Source organism: Methanofollis sp. UBA420, assembly GCF_002498315.1.
In the GTDB taxonomy this organism is placed as follows: domain Archaea; phylum Halobacteriota; class Methanomicrobia; order Methanomicrobiales; family Methanofollaceae; genus Methanofollis.
This window is the reverse complement of the sequence record NZ_DAGX01000005.1, coordinates 434,535-459,077: the sequence shown is the minus strand read 5'-3', so window position 1 is coordinate 459,077 and position 24,543 is coordinate 434,535. Positions and strand designations below refer to the sequence as shown.

Annotated in this window: 19 protein-coding genes; 12 read left to right on the top strand and 7 right to left on the bottom strand. The window is 63.1% G+C overall.

The window, feature by feature from the left end; genetic code table 11:
• Positions 1-425: 425 nt before the first annotated feature.
• Positions 426-1,754, bottom strand: coding sequence for a glutamine synthetase family protein (locus BP869_RS08460; RefSeq protein ID WP_342678676.1), 1,329 nt, complete (start codon positions 1,752-1,754; stop codon positions 426-428).
• A 99-nt stretch (positions 1,755-1,853) separates the two neighbouring features.
• Here BP869_RS08460 and BP869_RS08455 point away from each other — a divergent pair, with 99 nt between their 5' ends.
• The 9 genes from BP869_RS08455 to BP869_RS08415 all read left to right on the top strand — a co-directional run bounded on the left by BP869_RS08455 (position 1,854) and on the right by BP869_RS08415 (position 11,507).
• Positions 1,854-2,903: a glutamine amidotransferase family protein gene (locus tag BP869_RS08455; RefSeq protein ID WP_342678674.1), complete on the top strand. Its 1,050-nt coding sequence runs from the start codon at positions 1,854-1,856 to the stop codon at positions 2,901-2,903.
• Positions 2,903-4,414 carry a glutamate synthase-related protein gene (locus BP869_RS08450; protein ID WP_342678672.1) on the top strand — a complete coding sequence of 504 codons (1,512 nt, stop codon included), beginning with the start codon at positions 2,903-2,905 and terminating at the stop codon, positions 4,412-4,414. The genes BP869_RS08455 and BP869_RS08450 overlap by 1 nt, the downstream gene beginning before the upstream one ends.
• A gap of 2 nt (positions 4,415-4,416) precedes the next feature.
• On the top strand, positions 4,417-5,154 hold the full coding sequence (locus tag BP869_RS08445) for a hypothetical protein (RefSeq protein ID WP_342678670.1): 738 nt from the start codon (positions 4,417-4,419) through the stop codon (positions 5,152-5,154).
• Positions 5,155-5,159: 5 nt separating this feature from the next.
• The gene (locus BP869_RS08440; protein WP_342678668.1) at positions 5,160-6,185 is read left to right on the top strand and encodes a Coenzyme F420 hydrogenase/dehydrogenase, beta subunit C-terminal domain; all 1,026 of its coding nucleotides are present in this window, start codon (positions 5,160-5,162) and stop codon (positions 6,183-6,185) included.
• A 575-nt stretch (positions 6,186-6,760) separates the two neighbouring features.
• A complete protein-coding gene (locus BP869_RS08435; protein WP_342678666.1) occupies positions 6,761-7,027 on the top strand; it encodes a hypothetical protein in 267 nt (88 codons plus the stop codon).
• Positions 7,028-7,378: 351 nt separating this feature from the next.
• Positions 7,379-8,740, top strand: a complete 1,362-nt coding sequence (locus BP869_RS08430) for an ammonium transporter (protein ID WP_342678664.1) — start codon at positions 7,379-7,381, stop codon at positions 8,738-8,740.
• Positions 8,737-9,078, top strand: a complete 342-nt coding sequence (locus BP869_RS08425) for a P-II family nitrogen regulator (RefSeq protein ID WP_342678661.1) — start codon at positions 8,737-8,739, stop codon at positions 9,076-9,078. Before BP869_RS08430 ends, BP869_RS08425 begins: the two co-directional genes overlap by 4 nt.
• 86 nt (positions 9,079-9,164) lie before the next feature.
• On the top strand, positions 9,165-9,863 hold the full coding sequence (locus BP869_RS08420; protein WP_342678660.1) for a type 1 glutamine amidotransferase: 699 nt from the start codon (positions 9,165-9,167) through the stop codon (positions 9,861-9,863).
• A 228-nt stretch (positions 9,864-10,091) separates the two neighbouring features.
• Positions 10,092-11,507 (top strand): MFS transporter, encoded by a 1,416-nt coding sequence (locus BP869_RS08415; RefSeq protein WP_342678659.1) that lies wholly within the window; start codon positions 10,092-10,094, stop codon positions 11,505-11,507.
• 84 nt (positions 11,508-11,591) lie between these two features.
• Here the strand turns inward: BP869_RS08415 and cca are convergent, their stop codons facing one another.
• Together cca and thpR are read right to left on the bottom strand one after the other, a co-directional pair.
• Complete coding sequence (gene cca / locus BP869_RS08410; RefSeq protein WP_342678657.1) at positions 11,592-12,959, bottom strand: CCA tRNA nucleotidyltransferase; 1,368 nt, start codon at positions 12,957-12,959, stop codon at positions 11,592-11,594.
• Entirely contained in the window at positions 12,949-13,497 is a 549-nt protein-coding gene (gene thpR, locus BP869_RS08405) for an RNA 2',3'-cyclic phosphodiesterase (protein WP_342678654.1), read from the bottom strand. The genes cca and thpR overlap by 11 nt, the downstream gene beginning before the upstream one ends.
• A gap of 173 nt (positions 13,498-13,670) precedes the next feature.
• Between thpR and BP869_RS08400 the strand changes: the two genes are divergently transcribed.
• From BP869_RS08400 to BP869_RS08390, 3 genes are read left to right on the top strand one after another with little or no spacing between them, the layout of a single operon-like run.
• Positions 13,671-13,943 carry a glutaredoxin family protein gene (locus tag BP869_RS08400; protein ID WP_342678652.1) on the top strand — a complete coding sequence of 91 codons (273 nt, stop codon included), beginning with the start codon at positions 13,671-13,673 and terminating at the stop codon, positions 13,941-13,943.
• 32 nt (positions 13,944-13,975) lie between these two features.
• On the top strand, positions 13,976-17,581 hold the full coding sequence (gene nrdD, locus BP869_RS08395; protein WP_342679132.1) for an anaerobic ribonucleoside-triphosphate reductase: 3,606 nt from the start codon (positions 13,976-13,978) through the stop codon (positions 17,579-17,581).
• 2 nt (positions 17,582-17,583) lie between these two features.
• Complete coding sequence (locus tag BP869_RS08390) at positions 17,584-18,612, top strand: DUF1786 domain-containing protein (protein WP_342678650.1); 1,029 nt, start codon at positions 17,584-17,586, stop codon at positions 18,610-18,612.
• 7 nt (positions 18,613-18,619) lie between these two features.
• Here the strand turns inward: BP869_RS08390 and BP869_RS08385 are convergent, their stop codons facing one another.
• The 4 genes from BP869_RS08385 to BP869_RS08370 are packed head-to-tail and all read right to left on the bottom strand — an operon-like array spanning position 18,620 to position 24,435.
• Positions 18,620-19,141, bottom strand: coding sequence for a hypothetical protein (locus BP869_RS08385; RefSeq protein WP_342678648.1), 522 nt, complete (start codon positions 19,139-19,141; stop codon positions 18,620-18,622).
• A 7-nt stretch (positions 19,142-19,148) separates the two neighbouring features.
• Positions 19,149-20,537, bottom strand: coding sequence for a hypothetical protein (locus BP869_RS08380; RefSeq protein WP_342678646.1), 1,389 nt, complete (start codon positions 20,535-20,537; stop codon positions 19,149-19,151).
• Complete coding sequence (locus BP869_RS08375; protein ID WP_342678645.1) at positions 20,534-23,707, bottom strand: tubulin-like doman-containing protein; 3,174 nt, start codon at positions 23,705-23,707, stop codon at positions 20,534-20,536. The genes BP869_RS08380 and BP869_RS08375 overlap by 4 nt, the downstream gene beginning before the upstream one ends.
• Positions 23,704-24,435, bottom strand: a complete 732-nt coding sequence (locus tag BP869_RS08370; RefSeq protein ID WP_342678644.1) for a hypothetical protein — start codon at positions 24,433-24,435, stop codon at positions 23,704-23,706. The genes BP869_RS08375 and BP869_RS08370 overlap by 4 nt, the downstream gene beginning before the upstream one ends.
• Positions 24,436-24,543: the final 108 nt, after the last annotated feature.

Below are 24,543 nucleotides of genomic sequence, written 5' to 3'. Positions count from 1 at the left end.
CGCATCCTTTTTCAAACGTGTTTTACTTCTCGACATGGTTCAATCAGTTCTTTAAAGTGTATGGTGGTGAGGTACGCCTTTAACCCTGAAAAAAGATACTGGGGAACTCAGATTTCAAATTTGATCTCAAAATGGGGTCTGATATATGATCGTTGCGTTTGTTAAATCTCTTTAACTTATTGAACTTCTGGACGCGCCTTGATAAATCTTATCTCCCGGAAGAGAGTTTTGCGCCGTCATAATCTCTCCCCTGTGACGCGAGATAGTGCCGGGGAGATGATCTGTCGGTTGTGAAAGGCTCTTTAAGAAAAATGGTGCCTGAAATGGCGTAATAATGTGTCGGGCCCGGAGCAGGGAGCGCGGGGCCTATCGCTCCCGCCCTCTCTGGACACATGCCGGAAAAAAACAGTGGTGGTCCCGACCCTTCACTGCTTGTAGAAGTACTGGTCGATCTCCCAGGGGTGAACCGTCGTCCTGAAGGAGTCCCACTCCATCTTCGTGATCCGGTCGAGGTTCTCGACCACATGGTGGCCGAGGACATTGCAGAGGAGTTCGTCCTCCTGGAGGTACTGGTTCGCTTCGAGGAGGGTGCCCGGCAGGGTGTGGATGCCCGCCTCCTCCCTTTCTACCTCGGTGAGTTCGAAGATGTTCAACTTCGTGCTCGCGGGCGGTTCGATCTTGTTCCTCACGCCGTCCATGCCCGCGGCCAGGATGCAGGCGAAGGTGAGATAGGGATTGCAGGTCGGGTCCGGGCTGCGGAGTTCCATCCTGGTGGACTTGCCGCGGGGCGCCGGGACGCGGCAGAGGGCCGTCCTGTTCGAGGCGCTCCAGGAGATGTAGACCGGTGCCTCGTAGCCTGGCACCAGGCGCTTGTACGAGTTGATCGTCGGGTTCGCAAGCCTGGTGATGCCGCGGACGTGCTTCAGGACGCCGCCGATGAAGTGCAGGGCCGTCTCCGAGAGTTCGAGGGGTGCATAGGGATCGTAGAAGGCGTTCTGCCCGTCCTTGAAGAGGGAACAGTTGGTGTGCATGCCGCTCCCGTTGATCCCGTAGATGGGCTTTGCCATGAAGGTGGCGTGGAGGCCGCGCTGGAGGGCGATCGTCTTCGTGGCGAACTTGAAGGTGACGACATTGTCGGCAGTCTGGAGGGCCGGGCCGTACTTGAAGTCGATCTCGTGCTGGCTCTCGGCTACCTCGTGGTGGGAGGCCTCGATGGTGAAGCCCATCTCGGTCAGGGCCAGGACGATGTCCCGGCGCACGTCCTCGGCAAGGTCGGTGGGGGCGAGGTCGAAGTAACCGCCGCGGTCCTGGAACTCCAGGGACGGCCTGCCGTTGACCATCTTGAAGAGGAAGAACTCGAGTTCAGGGCCGGTGTTGAACTCGAACCCGTCCTTTGCGGCGTCGGCGACGACCTGCTTGAGGATATACCGCGGGTCGCCCTCGAAAGGTTTCTTGTTCGGCATGTAGACGTCGCAGATGAAACGGGCCGCCCGCCCCTCGTCCTTCCGCCAGGGTAGAAGGGTGTAGGTCGCCGGGTCGGGCTTCAGCACCATGTCGGACTCCTCGATCCGGGCGAAGCCTTCGATCGACGACCCGTCGAATGAGATCCCATCGGTCAGGGCCTTCTCAGCCTGGACGGGCGGGATGGCCACGTTCTTCGGCTGGCCCTGAAGGTCGGAAAATTGCAGGCGGATGAATTTGACGTTGTCCCTTTCGATTCTCTCCAGAAGTGCTGATACCTCGTCGGCTGGCATAATGGAAACATGGTTCCACCCAATAGTATATATGGCTACTGGGTACACCTTTTTGCGACAGCCGCCGCCAGAGGACACCTGGCAGTGGTGGAGTAGACCATGTGTGGAATCATCAGCGTCGTCGACCGCTCGGGAGCGGTGATGGACGGCGCACGGATCAGGGACGCGCTTTCGATGATGGACGAGCGCGGCAGCGGGGAAGGTGCGGGGTATGCAGCCTACGGCGTCTACCCCGAGTTCGCCGACTGCTATGCAATCCATGTCTTCTTCGACAACATCGTGGAGACAAAGGCCCCGGTGGACGCCCTCCTCGAGACCTGGGGGACCATCGTCCACGACGAGGAGATCCCGACCTATGAGCAGCCGCACCTGAGGAAGATCCATACCCCCTGGCGCTACTTCTTCAGGCCAGACCCCACCCTCATGACAGGGACGCCGTCGCCTGAGGACGACATCGTCACCTACCTGGTGATGAAGGTGAACACGACGATGCGGGGGGCGCTGATCTACTCGTCGGGGAAGAACATCGGGGTCTTCAAGGCCGCGGGGTGGCCGGAGGACGTCGCCGACTTCTACCGCATCCAGGACTACAAGGGCTACATCTGGCTCGCCCACAACAGGTACCCGACCAACACCCGCGGCTGGTGGGGCGGCGCCCACCCCTTCAACCTCCTGGACTGGAGCGTCGTCCACAACGGCGAGATCACAAGTTACGGCACGAACCGGCGGTACATCGAGAGCTATGGCTACAAGTGCACGATGTTCACCGACACCGAGGTTGTCGCCTATCTCGTCGACCTCCTTGCCCGGAAGCACGGCCTCGACGAGGAACTCGCGGTGCGTGCCCTGGCCCCGCCCTTCTGGGACGAGATCGACCGCATGCCCGAAAAGGAGCGGGAGCTCAACCGCGCCATCCGCCTCACCTACGGCTCGGCGATGATGAACGGGCCCTTTGCGATCGTCGTCGCAAACCGCGACGGCATCGCCGGCTTCACCGACCGGATCAAGCTGCGGCCTCTCGTCGCCGCGGAGGAGGGGGACAGGATGTACATCTCCTCCGAAGAGGCGGCGATACGGCGGATCGCCCCGGAACTGGATCGGGTGTGGATGCCGCGGGCCGGGGAACCTGTCATCGGGAGGGTCCGCTGATGGCGATCGGGAGCGTGCCCCTGCGATACAAGATCACGATCGACCACGACAGGTGCATGGAGTGCGGGCGGTGCATCGAGAACTGTCCATACGGGACGTTCCGGAAGGAGGGCGACCGTATCGTCGCCGTCTCCCGGAACTGCACCGCCTGTCACCGGTGCATCGCCATGTGCCCGCGGGACGCGATCTCGCTCGTGGAGCACCCGGTGGACTACAGGTCTCACCCTCTCTGGACGCCCGAGGCCAGGGAGGCGATCTACAACCAGGCGCGGACAGGGAAGATCATCCTTGCCGGGATGGGCAATGCCCTGCCCCTCCCCTCGATCTTCGACCGTCTCCTCCTCGACGCCTGCCAGGTGACGAACCCCTCCATCGACCCCCTCAGGGAGCCGATGGAGCTGCGGACCTACCTGGGGAAAAAGCCCTCGAAGCTCGCGTTCAGGAGGACGGAGGCTGGCGAGGTCGAACTGGAGACAAAACTCGCCCCGAACCTGATGATCGAGACGCCGATCATGATCGGGCACATGAGTTACGGGGCGATCTCTCTCAACGCGCAACTCGCCCTGGCGCGGGCCGCGCACGCGGCCGGGACCTTCATGGGGACGGGCGAGGGCGGGATGCACCCGGCACTCTACCCGTACCAGAAACGGTTGATCGTGCAGGTGGCCTCCGGCCGTTTCGGCGTGGACATCGACTACCTCAACAGGGGTGCGGCCATTGAGATCAAGATCGGCCAGGGTGCGAAGCCCGGCATCGGCGGCCACCTCCCCGGCGAGAAGGTCGGCCCGGACGTCTCCCGGACACGGATGATCCCGGAGGGGAGCGACGCGATCAGTCCGGCGCCTCACCACGACATCTACTCGATCGAGGACCTCGCGCAACTCGTCCGCTCCCTGAAGGAGGCGACAGAGTGGCAGAAACCGGTCTTCGTGAAGATCGCCGCGGTCCACAACGCCGCCGCGATCGCGGCCGGCATCGCGCGGTCGGGCGCCGACGCCGTCGTCGTGGACGGTTTCCGCGGCGGGACGGGCGCGGCCCCGAAGGTCTTCCGCGACCACGTGGGCATCCCGATCGAGGCGGCGATCTCGGCCGTCGACCAGAAACTCCGGTCCCAGGGGATCAGGAACGAGGTCTCGGTCATCGCGAGCGGCGGCCTCAGGAATGCCGCCGACGTGACGAAGGCGATCGCCCTCGGCGCCGATGCTGTCTATATCGGCACCTCGGCCCTGGTGGCGATGGGCTGCCGGGTCTGCGGCAACTGCTACCGCGGCCTCTGCCCCTGGGGGATCGCCACCCAGCGTCCTGACCTGATCGCCCGCCTCGACCCGGTGCGGGAAGGGGAGCATGTGGCCAACCTCATCCATGCCTGGACGATGGAGATCTCCGAACTGATGGGGGCGGCCGGGATCAATGCGATCGAGAGTCTGCGGGGCAACCGCGACCGTTTGCGGGGCTACATGCTCGACGAGGGGCTGTTGCAGGTGCTGGACGTCAAGACGGTGGGGGCGTGAGAATGGCGACCCATATCGATGCGGCAGGGGTGCACTACACGCCCCTGAACAAAGAGGTGAGATCGGTGGTGGCCGCAGGCGAGACCGAGATCGTCCTCGACAATGTCCTGGGCCAGCGTTTCATAGCGGACGGTCTCGTGGGTGAGGTGACGATCACCGTCAACGGGGTGCCGGGTGGCGACCTCGGCATGTTCATGCGGGGGCCGACTGTCGTCGTCCACGGCAATGCCGACCATGCGCCCGGAAATACGATGGAGGCGGGGACGATCGTCATCCACGGGAGCGCCGGGGACGCCGTCGCCCACTCGATGCGTGGCGGGAAGGTCTTTGTCAGGGACGACATCGGCTACCGCGGCGGGATCCACATGAAGGCCTATCATGAGAAGAGGCCGTACCTGGTCGTCGGCGGCGATGCCAGGCCGTTCCTGGGCGAGCACATGGCCGGGGGGGCGATCCTCCTTCTCCGCCTGAACGCTGTCGGCCCCTTTGCCGAGCGCGGGCTTGCGAGCGGGATCCACGGCGGCGAGGTCTTCATCAGGGGTGAGGTGGAGGACCGCTGCCTGGCGGTCGGGGCGGTCAGGATGCCCTTCGGGGAGGAGGACCGCGCCCGGATCAGGCCCCTTGTCGAGGAGTACTGCCGATACTTCGGGGCCGACGCCGAGGCCATCCTTGCCGGCGACTATACCCGGATCGGCCCTGCGAGTACCAGGCCCTTTGCCGGGAAATACACGTGGGAGTGAGAGAGATGGCGGAAAAGAGTTACAAGGACCTGGAAGCCGAGGTCTGGGAGACCGGCCGCTGTGCACGCTGCGGTGCCTGCATCGCGGTCTGCCCGGCCGATGCACTCTCATTCCCGGAGAATGCGCATGGCCACCCTGTGTCGTCGAGTTACTGCAAGATGGAGTGCGACGATGTGCCGTGCGGTGCCTGCTACCTGGCGTGTCCCCGCGTCGGCGACGGCGCCGACCCGGCAAAACCCCTGGGCGACTATATCTCGGCGGTCTCGGCGCGGGCGACCTTCCCGGTGCCGGGCAAGCAGAGCGGCGGTGCGGTGACGGCGATCCTGGTCCATGCCCTGGAGGCCGGCCTCGTCGACGCGGTGGTCACGGTCTCGGAGGACCGCTGGACAAGAAAGCCGCAGTCGGTGGTGATCACCGACCGCGAGGCGCTCGTCGCCCAGGCAGGGAGCAGGTACAACTGGTGGGTGCCTCTCCTCGCCGCCCTGAAGGAGGCGGTGGTTGTGCGGAAGTACCGCCGGGTGGCGGTGGTGGCGGTGCCCTGTGCGGCCGAGGCCGTCGCACTGATCCGGACGAGCGGTTTCGACCTCCACGGGCCGTACGCCCGGGCGATCCGCCTGCTTGTCGGCCTCTTCTGCACGGAGAGTTTCGACTACGCAGCACTGATGGAGGGGAAGATCCGGGGCGACCTCGGGATCGAGCCCTGGGAGGTCGGTCGCCTGGACGTGAAAGGGCACCTGGAGGTCACCCGTCTCGGCGGCGGCACGGAGACGATCCCCCTCGCCGACCTGGAGGGCTGCATCCCCGAGGGGTGCCGGCACTGCACCGACTTTGCCGCGGTCCACGCCGACATCTCGGCCGGGGCTGTCGGGAGCCCGAAGGGCTACTCGACCCTGCTCGTCAGGACCGATGCCGGCCGGGGCTTTGTCGCCGGTGCGGTCGCTTCGGGACTTCTCGTGGTGGACGGCGAGGCAGACCTTGCAAAGGTCGAGGCCCTGGCAAAGAGGAAGTTGGCGCGGGGCCGGCAGGAGTAGGGCGGGGTCGCACTTTTTTTGCTGCACAGTCCCGGACATTTTTTCCCCGGGGGATCTGCGGCGTCCTCCCGGAGAACGATCACGTAATGGAGAATTTCGTTCTGGCGTGCCTGTGCCGGGGGGTTTCACCCCCCGGTCTCGAAAACCTACGGTCAACGGCAAATCAAAGATTTGCCAGAACAGGAAAATCTTCGATTTTCCCGTATTTCTCATGCTCGCTGACGCTCGCACCCCCCACATTGGGATAGAGGGGGGATGGCAATCCCCTCTTCTGGATCCCTTCTTTGCTCTTCCCTGACTCAATCCTGAGCGGGGAACGAGCGTGAGAAAGCCGAAGGCTTTCGAGGTACGATCGAAGGGAGCATGATAAGGCGAAGTCTTCGAGTGGCCCCCGGCAGACAGTATGGGGAAGGCGGTGGGTTCGCACTATCGCTCCATGAGATCAGGGAGGAGAGATCACTCCGGTCATGGGGGATTCTCCATCCCTCCACGAAACGATTATGATGTGCCCGTCCCCATTCAGGTGAGAGAGCCTCTGTGAATGCACCCCGGTCCCGGAGGCATCAGGTGAGTCCATGGAATATCGTCAGGTTGCAACACTGGTCGTCGGGACGGCGATGCTCTTCTGCGGGGCGTACTTTATGGCCCTGCTCGTCGGCGGCCTTCTCTCTATCAATATCTGGTCAGTCCCCTTGTTGTTCCACTATCTTGCGGCACTGGTGGTGATGCTGGTCGTCCTCGGGTGGTTGAAAAAGTACCTCGAACGCATCGCAAAGGCGCTGGAGGAGACCGAACAGAGGGTCGAGAGGATCGAGAGCGCCCTGGAGAAAATCGCCCGGTAGGTCTTCAGGCCCTCCACCGCGTGAGGGTGATGATCGCGGGTTCGCCCATGGAGAACCGGCATGGGCGAGGCGGCCCCATCGCATCGAACCCCTCCTATCGGGCGCATCGCGATTATATCCGATTAGGGTGGTCCGATGTCAAAAATTATCTCCTATGTCGGCCTTCTGCGAGAATAAATCCCTTATAGGCGCTACATTCTCCTGCATCTCTTTTCTTTTCGTGATTTTCCCTCCTGTCATGCCCTTCGGTCGCGGTTCCGGGGCGCTGTCCCTCGCGCCCTTGGGTTAAGTTTATAATTGTGTGGTGGAAACATTGTTCCATCTCCTCGAGTATGGGAGCAGTGAAAAACCATGTATGTGGGAAAAAACATTCTGGCGCTTCTGGTCGTCGCCTGTCTGGGACTCTGTGCGGTCCCTGCCCTGGCAGCAGACCCCGACGGGACGGCGACTCTTGAGGAGGATCCGGGAACGGCCCTCGACTTCATCTGGGTCCTCGTCTGCGGGTTCATGGTCATGTTCATGCAGGCAGGGTTCTCCATGGTCGAGACCGGGTTTACCAGGGCGAAGAACGCGGCGAACATCATGATGAAGAACCTGATGGACTTCTCCGTCGGCGCCCTCGCCTACTGGGCTGTCGGTTTTGCCGTCATGTACGGCACGATGGAGGGCATGAACTGGCTCTTCGGCTGGTCGGGATTCTTCCTGCTCGGCGACGCCTATGATGTCACCACCATCGAGTCCTGGTTCTTCCAGATGGTCTTTGCGGCGACCGCCGCCACGATCGTCTCGGGTTCCGTCTCAGAAAGGTGCAAGTTCTCGACCTACGTCATCGCCAGCGCCGTGATCACGGCCGTGATCTACCCGGTCTACGGTCACTGGATCTGGGGTGGCGGCTGGCTTGCGGGGCTTGGCGCCCTCGACTTCGCGGGTTCGGGCGTGGTCCACGCCCTCGGCGGCTGGCTCGCCCTGGCCGGTGCACTCCTGCTCGGCCCCCGCATCGGGAAGTATGCAAAGGACGGCACGCCCCGTGCGATCCCCGGCCACTCGGTGACCCTGGGCATCCTGGGTGTATTCGTGCTCTGGTTCGGGTGGTACGGCTTCAACTGCGGTTCGACACTCGCTGCGGACAGCCTCAGGATCTCGGTCATTGCGGCAAACACCACACTGGCTGCGGCAGCGTCTCTCGTCACCGCCATGCTTGCCACCTGGGCCTGGCACGGCAAACCCGATGTCTCGATGTCGGGCAACGCGGCGATCGGCGGCCTTGTCGCCATCACCGCCGGGTGTGCCTGGGTGAGCCCGCAGCTCTCGGTGCTGATCGGCATCGTCGCCGGTCTCCTGGTGGTTGCCGGCGTCTGGTTCCTGGACTGGGTTCTCCATGTCGACGACCCGGTCGGTGCGATCGCGGTCCACGGCTTCAACGGCGCCTGGGGCCTCCTGGCCCTCGGCCTCTTCGCCGACGGCACCTATGGCGGCGTGACCGGCCTCCTGTACGGCAATGTGGGGTTCTTTGCCGTGCAGGCGCTCTCGGTTGCAGTCAGCTTCGTCTGGGCCTTCGGCACAGGTCTTATCCTCTTCGGCCTCCTGAAGGCGACCGTGGGCATACGGGTCTCGGCAGCCGAGGAACTCCAGGGTCTTGACATCGGTGAGCACGGGATGTCGGCGTACCCGAACTTCGTGGCCACAGAGCCTGCGACAGAGGTGGAGCGATGAAAAAGATCGAAGCGGTCATCAGGCCGACAAAGTTCGAGGACGTCAAGTCCGCCCTCGAAGCCATCGGGATGGTATCCATGACCGTCTCCGAGGTGAAGGGGCGGGGCGAACAGAAGGGCGTCAGGCAGCAGTGGCGCGGCGCCGAGTATGTCGTCGACTTCTTCCCGAAGACCAGGATCGAGATGGTCGTCCCTGACGAGAAGGTGGACGAGGTCGTCGCCGTGATCGTGGGGGCCGCAAAGACTGGCCAGATCGGCGACGGCAAGATCTTCGTCATACCGGTCGAACGCGTGATCAGGGTTCGGACCGGAGAGGAGGGCGAAGCAGCCCTCCGATAACCTCTTTTAACGCCGGGGGGTATGGAGGTAGGGCGGATCGTGCCGCCTCCCCTTTCCGGGGTCGTGCGATTATCGAGGTTTTCCACGTGACAGACGCAGTTATTATCCAGCACATCGGCGGCGAGGGCCCGGGCCCTCTCCTCCTTTCCCTCCTCGAAGAGTACGGTCTTGACGGAGCCATCGTCCGGATGGACGAAGGCGCCGCCGTCCCCCGCCGTGCAGATATCATGATCGTCCTCGGCGGGCCGATGAACGTCTACGAGGAGGAGACCCACCCCTATCTGGCCGACCTCGACCGTGCGGTCAGGGAGCACGTCCGTGCGGGCGGTCAGTATCTCGGTTTCTGTCTCGGCGGTCAGATCCTTGCCAAGGCTCTCGGCGCCCCGGTGACCCGTGCACCTCTCCCCGAGTTTGGGGTGCACACCCTCTCCCTCACGCGGGAGGGCCGGCAGGACTCTCTCTTTGCAGGCGTGCCGCGGTCCTTCCCCACCCTCGAGTGGCACCGCGACACCTTCGCTGTTCCCCGCGGCGGGACCCTCCTCGCCACTTCGGCGTCCTGCAGGAATCAGGCCTTCAGGTTCAGGAACGCCTACGGCCTCCAGTTCCACCCGGAGATGACTGTCGGAACCTTCGAAAAGATGGCCGACGAGTACGGCGCCGACCTCCAGAGGGCGGGTTTTTCTGCCGGTGCCGTCGTCGCCTATGCACGAGGATGGGAGGAGGAGATGGACCATCTCTCCCGAGAGATCCTCGGCAACTTCCTCGACGGCGTGGTATCGAGATAGGGGAAGGCACCTGACCTGTGCTCTTTCCCCTGAAGACATGTCATGGGTCTGCTTGAGGTGTTGACAGACTGCACGGAGTCCTCCCCGGGGCCTCGTCTCAGGCACCTGGCCGACCCCGCGCTCCCCGGCGCGGCAGAGTGTACGCGGGGAGATAAATCCTGTTCTGTGTGGGTAAATGTCGATTTTATCCAAGTATATATGAAATTCTCCACGTCACGCTATACTGTAATGACATCTGTAATCACCGTTCCCCTCCACCAGAAACTCCTCCTCGGGGCGGTCGCTCTCGGCACAATTATGGACGGACTCGACGGCTCGATCGTGAACGTCGCTCTCCCGACAATTGCTGCAGACTTCGACACAGACATCGGGACAATTGCCTGGGTTATCATCACCTATCTGCTCATGATGGCAGGTTTCCTCCTCGTCTTCGGGAAGATCGCAGACCGCGGCCTCATGAAAATGATCTTCATCAGCGGGTTCATCATATTCACCCTCGCATCGGCCGCCTGCGGTCTCTCCCCCGCCCTCCCCATCCTCCTTGCCTCACGGATCGTCCAGGGGATCGGTGCCGCCATGATCGCCGCCGTTGCGCCGCTCCTCTGTGTCAGATATCTTCCGCCGCGGATGCTTGGCATCGCTCTTGGCGTCCTCACTGCCGCGAATTCGATCGGTTTTGCCGCAGGCCCTGCCATCGGAGGAATTCTCACCCACTATCTCTCCTGGCACTGGATCTTCCTGATCAACATCCCGATAGGGATCATCGGCATCCTCTTCGCCTCCAGGGTCATCCCCACAGATCACCCGATAGAGGATAAAACGCCGTTCGACTTTGCCGGAGTTGCCACGCTCTTTGGCGCAGTGGTCTCCGGCATCTTCGTGCTTGAGGAAGTCGCGGCCCTCGGCATAACCGACCCGCTGATCCTCGTCTGCGCAACACTCTGCGTCCTGTTTGCATCGCTCTTCATTATCAGGGAACTGAAGACACCAACGCCCCTCATCAACATCCGCGTCTTCGGCACATGGCAGTTCACTTCCGTCCTGACCGCATTTCTGCTCATCAACGTCGTATATATGGGAGTGCTGTACCTCCTGCCCTTCTACCTCACCGCGGAAATGGAGTTTTCCATGGCAACGAGCGGCATGTACCTCTTAATTCCCCCGGCGATCACAGCCCTCCTCGGCATCACGTTCGGCAGATTGTCTGACAGGTACGGCCGCAGGGGTTTTGTTGTCGCCGCGTGCCTGGTGATCATCGTTTTCAACTGCATCTTCGCCACATATGTCCCTGAAGCAGGAGTTGTCCCTCTGCTTTTCGCCCTTGTACTGATGGGCGCAGCCTTCGGGATTGCCGGCGGGCCTGCATCGAGCAAGATTATTGAATGCGCCCCTGAAGGCGAGGAGGGGACCGGATCCTCGCTCATGATCACCACCGTCTACCTCGGCGGTGTACTCGGAACAGCCCTGTATGCAACGATCTTCACCTTCATAACGGCCTCCGACGGTCTGGTGTCATTCACCGACCTTGACTCCGCAACCTTCCTTGCCGGGTTCCACGTCACGATTTCTATCGGGCTTATCCTCTCGGTACTCTCGCTGGTACTCTCTGCGATCGTCAGAGATGATGACAGGCATGCCCTGTGAGCTCTGTCAGGGGGGACATTGTCCCGCCCCTTTCACCGGAAAAAAAGAGAAATTTTCACCTGAGAACCATCGCCCGGACCCTTCTCAGGAGATCTCCCTGAGGACCCCGGTCAGGGCCGTCTCCTTCCGGAGGAACGCGGTGAGGAAGGCGGCGAACTCCTCGTCCCAGCACGCCGTCCCTTCGAGCACCTGCCACTCGTTGTCCATCGCCTTCTTGACGTGCTTGCCCAGGCCGACGCCGAGCACCTCTGGCGACCGGAGGAGGTCGGCGGCCCGCGTGTACTTCCGGGCGATCTCGACGACATAGCGTCCGTCCTCGATGTACGGCCCGGCGAACCGCTCCTCTTCACGCCACTTCGCGGCGAACTTCGCCGCATTCTCCCGGCTCCAGACAGGCGGGCCGAAGTGCCGCACGATCCCCGGCATATCGTCGCAGAAAAGTTCGAAGACGAGGATACATCTCTCCTCCCCCATCGCCTCCTCGGCCCGGTTCACCACAAAGCCCGAGCGTTCGAGGAGGGCGCGGATGCCGTCCAGACTCCGGCGGAGTTGCGGGACGACGACGTCCGGGATGAAGGGCGGCGTCGCGAACGAGACCGCGTACAGTTTCGTCCCCCGCCGTGCACGCTCTGCGTCAAAACCTTCCCTGTCGAGCGCCTCGCGGCGGGGCGGGAAGAAGAAAGTCTCCGACGGCATCTCCAGGTACCCCCGGCAGAGCTCCACAAAGGAGAACATCTGGGTGATCGAGACGGAAGCCGCCACATTCCTCTTCGGGTCCACCGGGTCGACGACGATCATCGGCTCGGAGAACTCGCGCACCGCGTGGTGCTCGATATCGATGGACAGGCCCGGCTTCCACCGCGCCGCCGCCGTCACGAGAGGCGTGAAGCCGCCATAGTGCAGGACCAGGAGTTCGCAGAGATAGCCCGCGAAACCCTCCGTCATCTGGTCGGAGCCATAGACCCCGCCGGCCTTCGCGAACTGTTTCAGCAGGAGGACATCGTCGGCAAACGGCCTGATCCTCTCCCTGATATACCGGGTGTGGAAGGGTGTCCTGTCCACCGCGCTCCTGATCTCGGCCCCGCTCGCCACCTTGTAGCAGGGAACCAGATCGACGTCGAGACCCCGGATCGTGGCGTTGATGTACGGGTGCTCGGCATATTTCTCCCGCCAGCTCTCCCCGAACTTTTTTGCGACGTCCCGTGCAAGGGTGAGCCCCTCCTTCTCCAGGTACTCGCGGGGCAGTGCCGGGTCATGGAGCATGAAGATGTCGAGGTCGCGATCGCCCCGCACCCAGGTGCCCCGCGCCACCGAACCGACGAGCATCGCCTCGGCCCTTCCCGACCTGTTGATCGCATCGATGATCTCCTCAGCGACGCCGAGGATCTCATCTTCCTCTCCCGGCATCGGCCTGATCCGGGCGAGCACACTCTCCTCGACCTTATTCCTCACCGAGAGGCACCTCCAGCAGAGTCTCGTAGACCGGGCCTTTCGGCGTCAGGGTCGATTTTTTCAGGACGATACGGTTGATCGTGCAGGTGCCCATCCCGGTCGCGGCAAGGTCCTGAATTGCCTCGATCAGGGACGGATCGAACTCCTTCACCCGCGCCAGGGTGACATGGGGCGTGAAGGCCCGCTTCTCCCGTGGGAAACCGAGAGGACCGAGGGCCTTTTCGACCATGTCGGCCAGACGTGCGGTCTCTCCGCCGTCATCCGCCGCGCACCAGACGACCCGCGGCCGCCTGGGGTTGTTCCCGCCGACGCCGCCGACCGTCAGGGCGTACGGCCTCCCCCGCACGCCGCGCAGGGCGTCCTCCACGGCCCCGACCTTCTCCTGTTCCACCTCGCCGAGGAACTTGAGCGTGATGTGCGCCAGCGCCGGGTCCACCAGGCTCAGCCTGGCCGTGCTCATGCGGAGCCGGTCCTGCGCCGCGCGCAGGCTCTCCCTGACCTCGTCAGAGAGTTCGATCGCGACAAAAGCCCGCACCATAGTATCTCCACTATATCGCAACCATGCTACAAAGCACCATCGGACGAAATCATAAACTTGATTCTCTCTGACAGTGAAGGTCTTCCATTCCTATGGGATCAATCCATATGGGATCATCCCGATACTATACGGGCTAAACCGATCGCCTGAACCAGGATCGTGGGAGTGTTTTCATGGCTGATTATCCGCAATTCATCGTATATACTCTCGAATGCTGTCCGCACTGCGAACTCCTGAAGGACTATCTCACGGCACGGGGCCACCCCTTCGTCGAGGAGGACATGTCCTCAGCCGAATCCCTCACCGAACTCCGGGTGAACGGCGTCTTCGTGAACGAGGCGCCTGTCCTGCGGCGCGGTGAAGACGATTTTTACACCTCTTCCGACCTCTTCGAGAAGGGCCTTCTGCGGGAAGACGTCGTCGACCGGATTGCCGCGGGTGAGTGACGGTGGAGACGCAGAAGAGGCAGGGCTCGGGCATGCCCGGAAAGAACAGTCCCGGGTCCTCCCCGTCACGGCAGGCGACCCTTGACGGTGTCTTCCTCCCCCCTCTCCCGAAGGTCAGGTCATCTGAGGGCCATATCTTCGAGTGGGACAGGTCGAAGATCATCGCCCAGATCGAGAAGGAGACAAAACTGGTCGAGGACTTCTACGGCTACGGCGGGGCGACGTCCGAGCAGGCCGGGGAGATCGCAAAGGAGGTCGAGGAGAGGATCAGGAAACTGGGCCTCCGTTCCCTCTCCGGCCCCCTGATCCGCGAGATCGTGAATATGACATTCCTGGAGAAGGGGATGGTCCAGTACAGGAACGTCTGCACACGCGTCGGCACCCCGGTCTTCGACGCCCATCTCATTGACGTCGGCCGCGGTTTCGAGGCCCACGACAATGCCAACCTCCAGGAGAATGCCGAGACCTCGCACAAGAAGAAGGCCGACAAGATCTCCAAGGAGCAGTATCTCCTCCAGCTCCCGCCCGAACTCGCCGACCGCCACCTCGCGGGCGACCTCCATATCCATGACCTGGAATACTTTGGTACGCGCCCTTTCTGCCTCGACGGGAGCACGGTCGTTCCTTTCCGCGTCTCCGGCCGGCACCTGACGATGCGGCTGGACGAACTGCCTCTTGACGGCGACGCATATCTCCCGGCCGACCTCGCCGCCCTCACCCCGCAGGGCTACAGGTCGGTGCAGAAGGTCACCAGGCGCCTGGTCGGGGAGGGCGAGATGCTCCGCATCCGCACGGCCACCGGTAAGACCCTCCGCGTCACGCGGGAGCACAGGATCCCTGTTCTGGCAGACGGGACGATGCAGATCACAAAGGCCGGCGAGGTGCAGGAGGGCGACCTGCTCTATGGCCCTGACGAGACATTGTCACTCCGCGGCGAGTCCGTCGATACGGTCGACCTGATCAGGGAACTCTCCGCATCCGTACCCCCCGAATACCTGAAGACGGTCTCGGTGCGGGGTGCACGCCCTATCTTCGACCGCCTCTCAGAGGCCGAGGGGAGTTATACCGGGATATCCCGCGCCCTCGGCATCGAGCACCATAAGGAGTGGTTCACCCGCGGCACCATGCCCCTCACGGTCTTCAGGAAACTCTGCGACCACTACGGCGTCGTCGACTACAGCGACCTGCGGGTCGGCGTCGCCGGCAGCGAGCACGACCTCCCGGCCGTCCTGCCTGTCACCCCGGCCCTCTGCCGTCTCCTCGGTTTCTTTGTCTCCGAGGGGAACTACGACGTCGTGCCGGGCAGCACCTACAACCTTGCCATCACCGAGAACCATCAGTCTGAGGCGGTCTTCGCCGATGTCAGGGCGGTGCTCGGGGGCTATGCGACCCTTTCAGGCGGCACGCCCGACGTGACCGAAATCTATGGTGTCAGGGTCGAGCATGACCGGGCGATGCAGGTCTACTTCGGTGGGAAACTCGGATGGCTCCTCTTCAGGTACGTCTTTGCCATTCCTGAGGGTTCGGCGAAGAAGCGCCTGCCCTGGCTTGTCTGGCACCTGGACGACGCCCTTCTTACGGAGTTCCTCTCGGCACTCTTCACCGGCGACGGGTCCGCGTATTACAGGCCTGAGAAGTCGGACTGCATCGTCAATTACACCACAGTCTCGGCCTCCCTGCGGCAGGAACTCTCTCTTCTCCTCTCCTCCCTCGGGATGCACCCGCAGGTCGTCGAACTCTACGCCGAGGAGGACCGCACGACCCTCTACCGCCTCCAGCTCAACGGATCGGCAAATATCAGGACCTTCGCGAAGTGGGCCAGGTTCCTCGACGACAGGCAGGAGCACGTCGACCGCTTCTGTGCCGCAGTGAACCCGATCGCCCGCACGCCCCGCAACGAGGAGGTCGTTGCCATAGGTGAGGTCGCGCCCTCGGGCGAGTATGTCTATGACCTCTTCCTGGACGGCGACGGTTCGGAGGAGAGCCACACCTTCTATGCCTCTGACGGCCTGCTCGTGCACAACTGCCAGGACTGGGACCTCCGTTACTTCTTCTATTACGGCCTGATGCCTGACGGCAACGGCACGAAGGCTTCGGTCGCCGGCCCGGCAAAGCGTGCCGAAGTCGCCGTCCTTCACGCGGTCAAGGCACTCGGGAGCGCGCAGACGAACTTTGCGGGTGGCCAGGGCTACTACAACTTCCTCACCTTCCTCTCCCCGTATCTCGAGGGGATGGAGTACGGCGAGATGAAACAGTTGATGCAGATGTTCGTCTACGAGATGACCCAGATGATGGTCGCCCGCGGCGGACAGCTCGTCTTCTCCTCGGTGCAGCTCTCGCCGGGCGTCCCGACCCTCTGGCGGGACAAGCCCTGCGTGTACAAGGGCAAGGTCTGGGACGGCACCCAGGCGCCCCTCCGGACCTACGGCGAGTTCGAGCGCGAGGTCCGCCTCCTCTTCAAGGCTCTCATCGAGGTGATGCTGGAGGGCGACTACTGGGGCAAACCCTTCTCCTTCCCCAAGCCCGAGATCTCCATCGAGCCCGACTTCATGGAGGAGGACGAGGAGTTCAACAGGCAGCACCCCGACCTTCCCACGTACCGCGACCTCTACCTGCTCACCTTCGAACTCGCCTCCAAGTTCGGCACGCCCTACTATGACAACCAGCTCCCCCCATACAGGGGTGCCGGGAAGGGGATCTCGTGCTACCAGTGCTGCGCCTACCAGTTCTCCTCCACCATCGAGAAAGACGATTCTTTCGAGGACAAACTCTATTTCAGGGACGCAAAACATTTCTCGATGGGTTCCTGGCAGGTAGTCTCGGTCAACTGCCCGCGGGCGGCGTACCGTGCCGAAGGTGACGATGAGCGCCTCTTTGCCGAACTGAAGGCCCTCATGGACGTCGCCGCGGAGGTCTTCCAGATCAAGAGACGGTGGATGGAGACGATCCGGACGAACGGCCGGATGCCCTTTGCGATGCAGCGGCCGAAAGACCCGAACACCGGCGAGAGGGGTGCGGTGGCCGTCGACCTCGACAGTCTGGTCTACACGATCGGCGTCGTCGGCGTGAACGAGATGGTCCAGCACCACACAGGCCAGCAGATCCACGAGAGCAAGAAGGCATTCAAACTCGCCGTGCGTGCGATGACCGAGATGGAACTCCATGCCCGCGAGATCTCGGAGAAGACCGGGATGACCCTCGCCCTGGCGCGGACGCCCGCGGAGACGACGGGCCAGCGCTTCGCGGTCGCCGACATGCTCGACGACCACTTCCGCGAGGCGGCCCTTGCGGTGATGCAGGGCGACGTCGAGACCGCCGTCGCTGACTGCGGGAACACCCGCGATCTTCCTGTCTACTACACGAACGGCACCCATGTCGCGCCGGGTGCAGACGTCCCTCTCACGAAGAGGATGGAGATCGAGCACGTCTTCTTCCCGATCGTGGACGGCGGCAACATCTTCCACATCTGGCTCGGCGAGGCGCGGCCCGACCCCCGCGGCCTCTATGACATGGCGATGAACCTCTGCCGGAAGACCCAGATCGGCTACTTCGCCTTCACCCGCGACCTGACCGTTTCCCTGAAGCGCTTCAGGGAGTACAACGGCGAACCGCTGACAAAGGGGAAACTGGGGGTGTAAGGGTGAGCGACCGCCGCATTCTTGCGATCGACGTGGGCCGGGGGACACAGGACGTCCTCCTGTATGACCCCGGTCAACCGGTCGAGAATTCGGTGAAACTCGTCCTCCCCTCCCCGACGGTCGTCGTCGGCACCGCCATCCGCGAGGCCGCACGCTCGGATCGTGCCGTCCACCTGGAAGGCAGGTGCATGGGCGGCGGCGGGACTGTCATGGCCGTGCAGAAGGCCCTTGCCGCCGGGGTCCCTGTCAGTGCCACCCCTGCGGCGGCGCTCACCATCCACGACGATCCCGACCGCGTGCGGGCGCTCGGCGTCGTCATCACCGAGACGGCGCCGGCGGGTGCGGTGACGGTGCGGACGGCCGACTACATGGAAGCCGAACTGCGGTCGGCCCTCTCCCTCTTTGGCGTGCCCTATCCGGAAAGGATCGCGATCGCGGTGCAGGACCATGGCTTCGCGCCGAAGACCTCCAATCGCATCCACCGCTTTGCGGTCTTCCTGGATCTGCTGGAGAAAGGGGACTGGGACCTCTTCGCCCTTGCCCCCGACCCGCCGCACCCCTCGATGTCCCGGATGCGGGCGGTCCTCGAAGGCGCCCCCGGCGCCCTCATCACCGACACGGGCCCAGTGGCGGCGATCGGGACTCTCCTCGACCCCCGGGTGGCCGAAATGGCCGAAAAAGGTGTGACTCTTGTGAACGCCGGCAACGGCCACACCCTCGCCTTCACCCTGAAGGGCGGCCGCGTCTGCGGTATCTTCGAGCACCACACCTCCTCTCTCGACCCGGAAAAACTGAAACTGTACCTCAGGAAACTCCAGGAGGGTACCCTCACGAACGAAGAGATCTTCGAGGACGGCGGGCACGGCGCCGCGGTCAGGGAGGCGACGGGCGCGACCCCGGTCGCCGTCACCGGCCCGAACAGGATGCGTCTCCTGCCCGACGCGTGCCAGGCGTCGCCCTTCGGAGACATGATGCTCACCGGGTGTTTCGGTCTCCTCGAAGTCTGGAAGAGGAGGCGGGGCGGGATCTGATCCCGTCTCATCTCCCCAACGTGGCGACGACATCCACGATCATCTCGTTGAACCTGATCACGACGGTATACTGCCCTGCCGCATAGACCTTCATGCCCCCCTTCTCGTTCTGGGCGAAAGACCCCTTCTCTCCTGCCGGCAGGCCGTACCCGTTCTCTGCGACGAGGTCGCCCTCGCCGTCGAAGACCCTGACGACGAACCAGGAGTCTGGTGAAGGGGAGAGGCGGGAGGGATCCCCTGTCCGGGCGACCAGCCGCGGCTGCACGGTGTACTCGATCTCCATCGGCGGCGTCGTCAGGTCCACCGGGACGGTGAAGGTCCGGTTCTCGAAATCTTCCGAGGTGTACCTGAAGATCTCGCCGGCCGCCAGCGTTGTCGGCGAGGGGAGCGTCGTCTGTGCCGGTGTTGGCGTCGTCGGCACCGGTGTATCTACGGTGCCTTCCCCGCCGGGCGGGGCGGTGGCCAGGACCGCGGCGAGGAGGAACGCCCCGAAGAGGAGGGCGATGATAGTCTCTGTTCTCCTGTTCATGCCCCCCTCAGAACCCGAACCTCACGACCTCGCCCACCCTCCAGGGATAGATCTGGCGGAGTGCGTCCCTCCCCTCTCCGGGTTCCAGCATTGCGTCGACGCTCACCGCAAAGAAGGAGACCGGGACCGAGAGGGCGCGGTTGTGGATCTCGTGGAAGGTGCTGACCCTGAGGAGGGACTCGTAGATCTCCCTTTCGATCCGCGCCGCCTCCTCCGAGGTGTCTTCGATGTCCTTGATGTTTGTGATCCTGTCGGTTTTTGTCACGACAAATCCGTAGACCCGGTCGCCCCCGAAAAGGTCCATCAGTCGCGAGTAATACCCAAAAAGGTGCGTCAACTCCTCCCTCCCCCGTGCATGGAAGTTGACGATCTGGTCGCCGTCGATGAGAAAGAGGATCTTCCCGGCCGTCTCCATGCGGCGGTACAGGCAGGCAGCGACGACGGCGTCCATGACACCACTGATGGCGCCGCTATGGTTCTCATTCAACCGTTTCAGGTACCCGAAACTGCCGATATGTACCCTGACGCTCTCTTCGTCGACCCCGATCGCGGCGGCGATCCTGGCGGCGGCCGCGGCATGGTGCGCCGGGTCGAGTGCGGCCGTGTACCGCCCGGCATAGTCGACGATGCCCGTCTCGATGGGAACGAACCCGTATTTTTTTCCTGACAGGAGGTAGAAGGCCAGGTCGTCCTCCCCTGTGGGGTTCGGGAGGCGCCCGCCCTCCAGGCCTGACAGGAGGTCTTCGACCCGCATCGCCTCTTCGTCGGGGCCCAGGATCACCTCCTGCCGCCTGCCCGCGAACTCTCTGACAAAGAGGCTATACAGGGCGAGGAAGAGGAGGGTCTTCCCCGACCTGGCAGGGCCGAGTATGACGATCTCCGGGGCCCCCGCACCCCTGACCGACCACCCGGCGAGGAGGCCGAGGGCGATGAGGATGGCGATCCCCCCGGCCGTCAGGAGGGCCCGGTCCCAGGAGGCGAGGAGGAGGATGGAAACTCCGAGGGTGACGAGGAAGAGTTTTGTGGCGAGACGGACGGCGTCGGCGAGCGTGTCGAAGCGGTTCTGGAAAAAAGAGAGGGCCGTTGCCGTCGCTCCTGCAAGCAGTCCCGCGGCGACGGCCGCGACCGCGGGCGACCCGGCGAGATATGCGGCGGCGAGGGGTGCGAGGAGTGCAAGGACGATCTCTCCCCCTTTCCTGGACCTCTCCTCGATCAGGAGGCCGCACGATGCCGGGATAAGAAGGCCGATGAAGAAACCGAGGAAGTACGAAAGGAGGGGCGGCAGCGGTCCGGCCAGGGCCGGGGGCGCGACCAGGAACAGCGCCACAGAGAGGGCGAGGCCGACCGCGGCGATCGCCCCCTCCCGGACCAGCCTGTCCCTGTACCGCACCCTCATCTGGGGAGCGCCTCCCTGATCCCCCGGATCGTGTACAGCCCCAGGACCGTGCCCGAGACGTTATCCCCTTTCTTCTCCTGGTTCGACATTTTGCCCGCGTCTTTCAGGTCCAGAAGCGCCTTTCTGGTGATATATTCACCTTCGTGCATCCTGAGGACATGATGGAGGATGTTGTCCCTGTTCTTCTCGTAGATCTCCCAGTACCCGCCGCCTGCGATGAGGGGCGAGATGTTGTCCAGGAACCCGGCGGCGACGACGAAGGTGAGGGCGATCTCCCAGGGGCGTGCATGGCCGTGCGTGACCAGCCGCGAGTCGTTGATGTTTCGCAGGGCGAGAGTCTCGTTGATCTCGCGGGTCATCTGGTCGCCGACCCGTGCGCTGGTGATGGTCCGTGCGATATAGTCCGACGGCGTGGCGACCACCAGGCCCGCTTTCCCGAAGTTCCATCTCTCGGTGGCGCTGATCGGGATCATCAGGTTGTGGATGCCAAGTTTGTAGTTGTCGATGAGGTGCTTGTAGGTCGCCGTGATCTCGGCGATGAGTTTGTCCAGTTCCCGCCGGCCGTTGTCGTCCCAGTCCAGGTCGCGTAAGGAAGAGTCCTCGCGGATCAGGGAGAGGATCCGCGGGTTGATCTCCCCGAACCTCGTCATGTACATCCCTTTTTTTGTCATGGTGTCGTGGCTTTTCTGCTCGTTGACACGCACGACCGTCGAAAAGAAGACCTTGTAGTGTTTGTTGATGTCCCGGCGGTGCGGGAAGGTCCCGTCGGCCACCTCCTCGGTGCGTATCAGGGCGGTCTGGAACGCCTTCTTCGCGTCGAGGTGCCTTTTGATCTCCAGCACCTCGCCCTCCTGCCCCGAGTATTTCTCCGAAAACTGCTCCTGCACGAGGAGACCTGAGACCAGGCGTTCCCTGAGGGCCGAGCGGATCGTGCCGCGGTCGCCTGCCTCGAAGATCGCCGCAACGCCGGCGGGGTCGTCGACAGGAACATGCGCGAAGACCGCGTCGGTGATCTTTTTCCTGAACTCGTCGGCCCGCTTCCCGAGACTCGAACTGATGAAGTCGCCGGGGAGGTACAGGTCGAAGGGGGCGTCGATCCTGAGGTTCCAGTAGCGTGCGTTCGCCTTGATGAACTCCTCGTTCTCCCTCCGGAGAGCGTCGTACTTCTTCCTTTCCCGCGCCGGTTTTTTGTTGATGAACCCGATGATCTTCGACCCGATGCCGCCTGCGTCGATCCTCCTGACCCGCATGTCGTGGTAATAATAGAGGGCGATCGTCTCGACAAGCTCGGCGAGGCCGGAGAGGTTTTCGTCGATGTCGTGGGCGACGGCGGCGATGTCGCGCTGGACCTCGGGGACCTCCGCGGCCCGCAGCCACGTATCCCTGTCCGCGGCCTTCACTTCCCCTTTCCTGAGGGCCGTGATGCCCCTGTTGATCGCCTCTTGCAACCCTTTCTCCGGCCCTTCGACCGCCTGGACCTTTTCCTTCAGGGTGACGTACTGGTCGAGGAGGATGTCGGTGCCCGAGAGTGTCTGGTCTGCCGACTTCTCCATGCTCTCCCGGCGGGCGTTCATCCGATCAAGGTCGCCCTGTTTCTCCTGCATCCCGGCATCAAGGAGGTGGATCTCCTCCTGCACCTCTTTCCGGCGGGCGGCGAGGTCGCGGATATAGGGTGCGACCTCCTCTCTCCCTTTCAGTGTCTCCATCAGGGCGGCGTGCATCGCCTCGTCCTCGACAGCCGCGATCCTCTTGAAGATCCGCGCCGTCGTCTCCAGGGCCTGGAAGGCCTCGGGCAGGATCCTGAAGAGTTTCCTGTCGATGTCGTCCTTCAGTTCCTCCTCCTTTACCGCCTGGGCGAAGTTCTTGACCCGCGAGATAAACCCGACGAGGTCGTCGAATGTCCTGACCATGTCCAGGCGGAGTTCCGCGGGGATGTTGTTCTCGATGAAGAACTCGACGGCGATGTTGGTCTGGTAGTCGAGCAGTCTGCCGATCTCGTTCCGCCAGACCTTCTCGATGGTGCCGAACTCCTTTTTGATGTAGTCGAAGTCGCTCCGCGTCGGCGGGGCCTCCTTCGTCCGCCCGATCTCGTCGAGGAGGTCGCCGACCGCGAGGTTCAGTCTCTTCCTGCTCGCGGTGATCTCCTCCATCTCGCCGATGATCACCTCGTACTGGTCCTTGAAGGTCCTCAGTTCCTCGACCGGGTAGGTGATGATATGTGCATCGGCGAGGATGAACGAGGAATATGGTTTTTTGGCGTCCCCGATGTTGATGTCCCCCTTTTCGAGGTGGAGGAAGTTCGTGAAGATGTACGGGAAGACGGCGTCGAACTCGTGCACCTCCTCGCGAGCCTCCTCTCCCTTCTTGTACCCGGTCGGGCCGAGGGAGGTGAGCACGATGTAGTTGAAGAGGCGCTCTGTCTGGTTGAGGTATTCAAGTTCTGTCAGGGCGACAGCGGCGTTCAACTGCTCCTTCTCCCCCTCGACGGTGGTCGGGAGGACGACGAAGAGCCAGATCTGCGCGGTCTCGCCGCGCTGCCCCCTGATATACCGGGCGAGGTCGATGAACATCCCCGAACCCGTCCCGCCGCCGAGGCCGACGACGATGGCGGTCGTCCCCATCGTGGAGAACATCGGGAAACCGCCGGCCTGGCCCTCGTTGATCACCTTGTAGAAGATCGCCTTGGAGATCGCCCGGCGCCTGTGCACTCCGCCGCCGAAGTCGTCGGTGACGAAGGGGTCGATCGTCCTGAGTTCGTCGAAGTGCAGGCCCTTCTCGGCCGGGTCGTTCAGCCACCAGACCCTCGTGCCGGGTTCAGACTTGGTGGCCTTGATCTTCTCGGCGATGTCCAGGCCGGCAAGGTCGGAGACCTGGCTGATGTTTGCCAGGTTCGGGAGGTACAGGGTGTCGTATTCGACGTTGCCCCGCCCGCCGAAGGACTCCACCGTGCCGAGCACCTCGTCGCGCTGCCTTTCGTCCTGGTACCTCTCGTTGGCGTCGGTGTCCATCGTGTAGACGGAGAGGTGCCGGCCGCCCAGGGAATAGTGCTGCAGGAACCATTCCTGCCTGCAGATCTCCCCGACCAGTTTCTTTCCGCACCCTCCGAGCCCGCAGATCGTCAGGTCTGTCGGCAACTGGAGGGGCGGCCCTGAAGGTTGTGCCCCGTTCATTCTTCATTCCCCCCTGATTCCCGTCCGCCTATCCATATCCCGGCGATCAGTGCCAGGACAGCGGTGAGGACGATCCCGCCGACCGTCCAGATGAGCGGCACCCCCGCGCCGCGTGACATTTCGTAGTCGGCAAGGGCGTTCGCTTCATTGACAAGGCCCTTCTCGAAGAGGTCCTGGAGGTACGTCCTCATGAAGGGATCCGATATCTGGTTCAGTTTGGCCCTGAACTCGTCCACGGCATCGACCGCGATGGAAAAGAGTCTGGTGTCGCTCTCCGCGAGGGGCCGCCCCTTCTCGTCGGTGAACCGCACCCGGTAATAGGCGTACCCGCTTCTCTTCGGGTCGTAGGTGGTGAGGGTCACGGCGCCGCACTGGGTGACCTTCGTGACTGCCGGGGCCTGGCCGTGGATGCGGATGGAGAGGCCGCTTCCCCCTGCCGGCACAGGGAGGGAGGCGGGCGTGGTGTTGGTGGCATTCCCTCCCCCTCCCGACGGCGAGAGGAGGGGCGTGTCTCCCTGCTGCACGAGGTCGGTGTCGACGATGACAGTGTCGGCCGCGGGCGGGATCCCCGAGAGCGTGATCGTGAAGTCGACGACCTCTCCCTCCGCGACCGTGTCGGGCGGCGCTTCCTCAACGCCGACCTGCAGGCCCGCCACCCCTGCCGGCATGCAGAGCAGCGCCAGGAGAAGAAGAAGGTGCGATACTGCGGCGGCCGCCTGTGCCGTCATGGAACATACCCCCCCATCCGGAACATACCCGTGAAAGGAGCACCATGGATTAAATCATTTCTCTCCGCGGCGCGATATTTTCTCGCATCTCCGTGGACATTCCTTCAC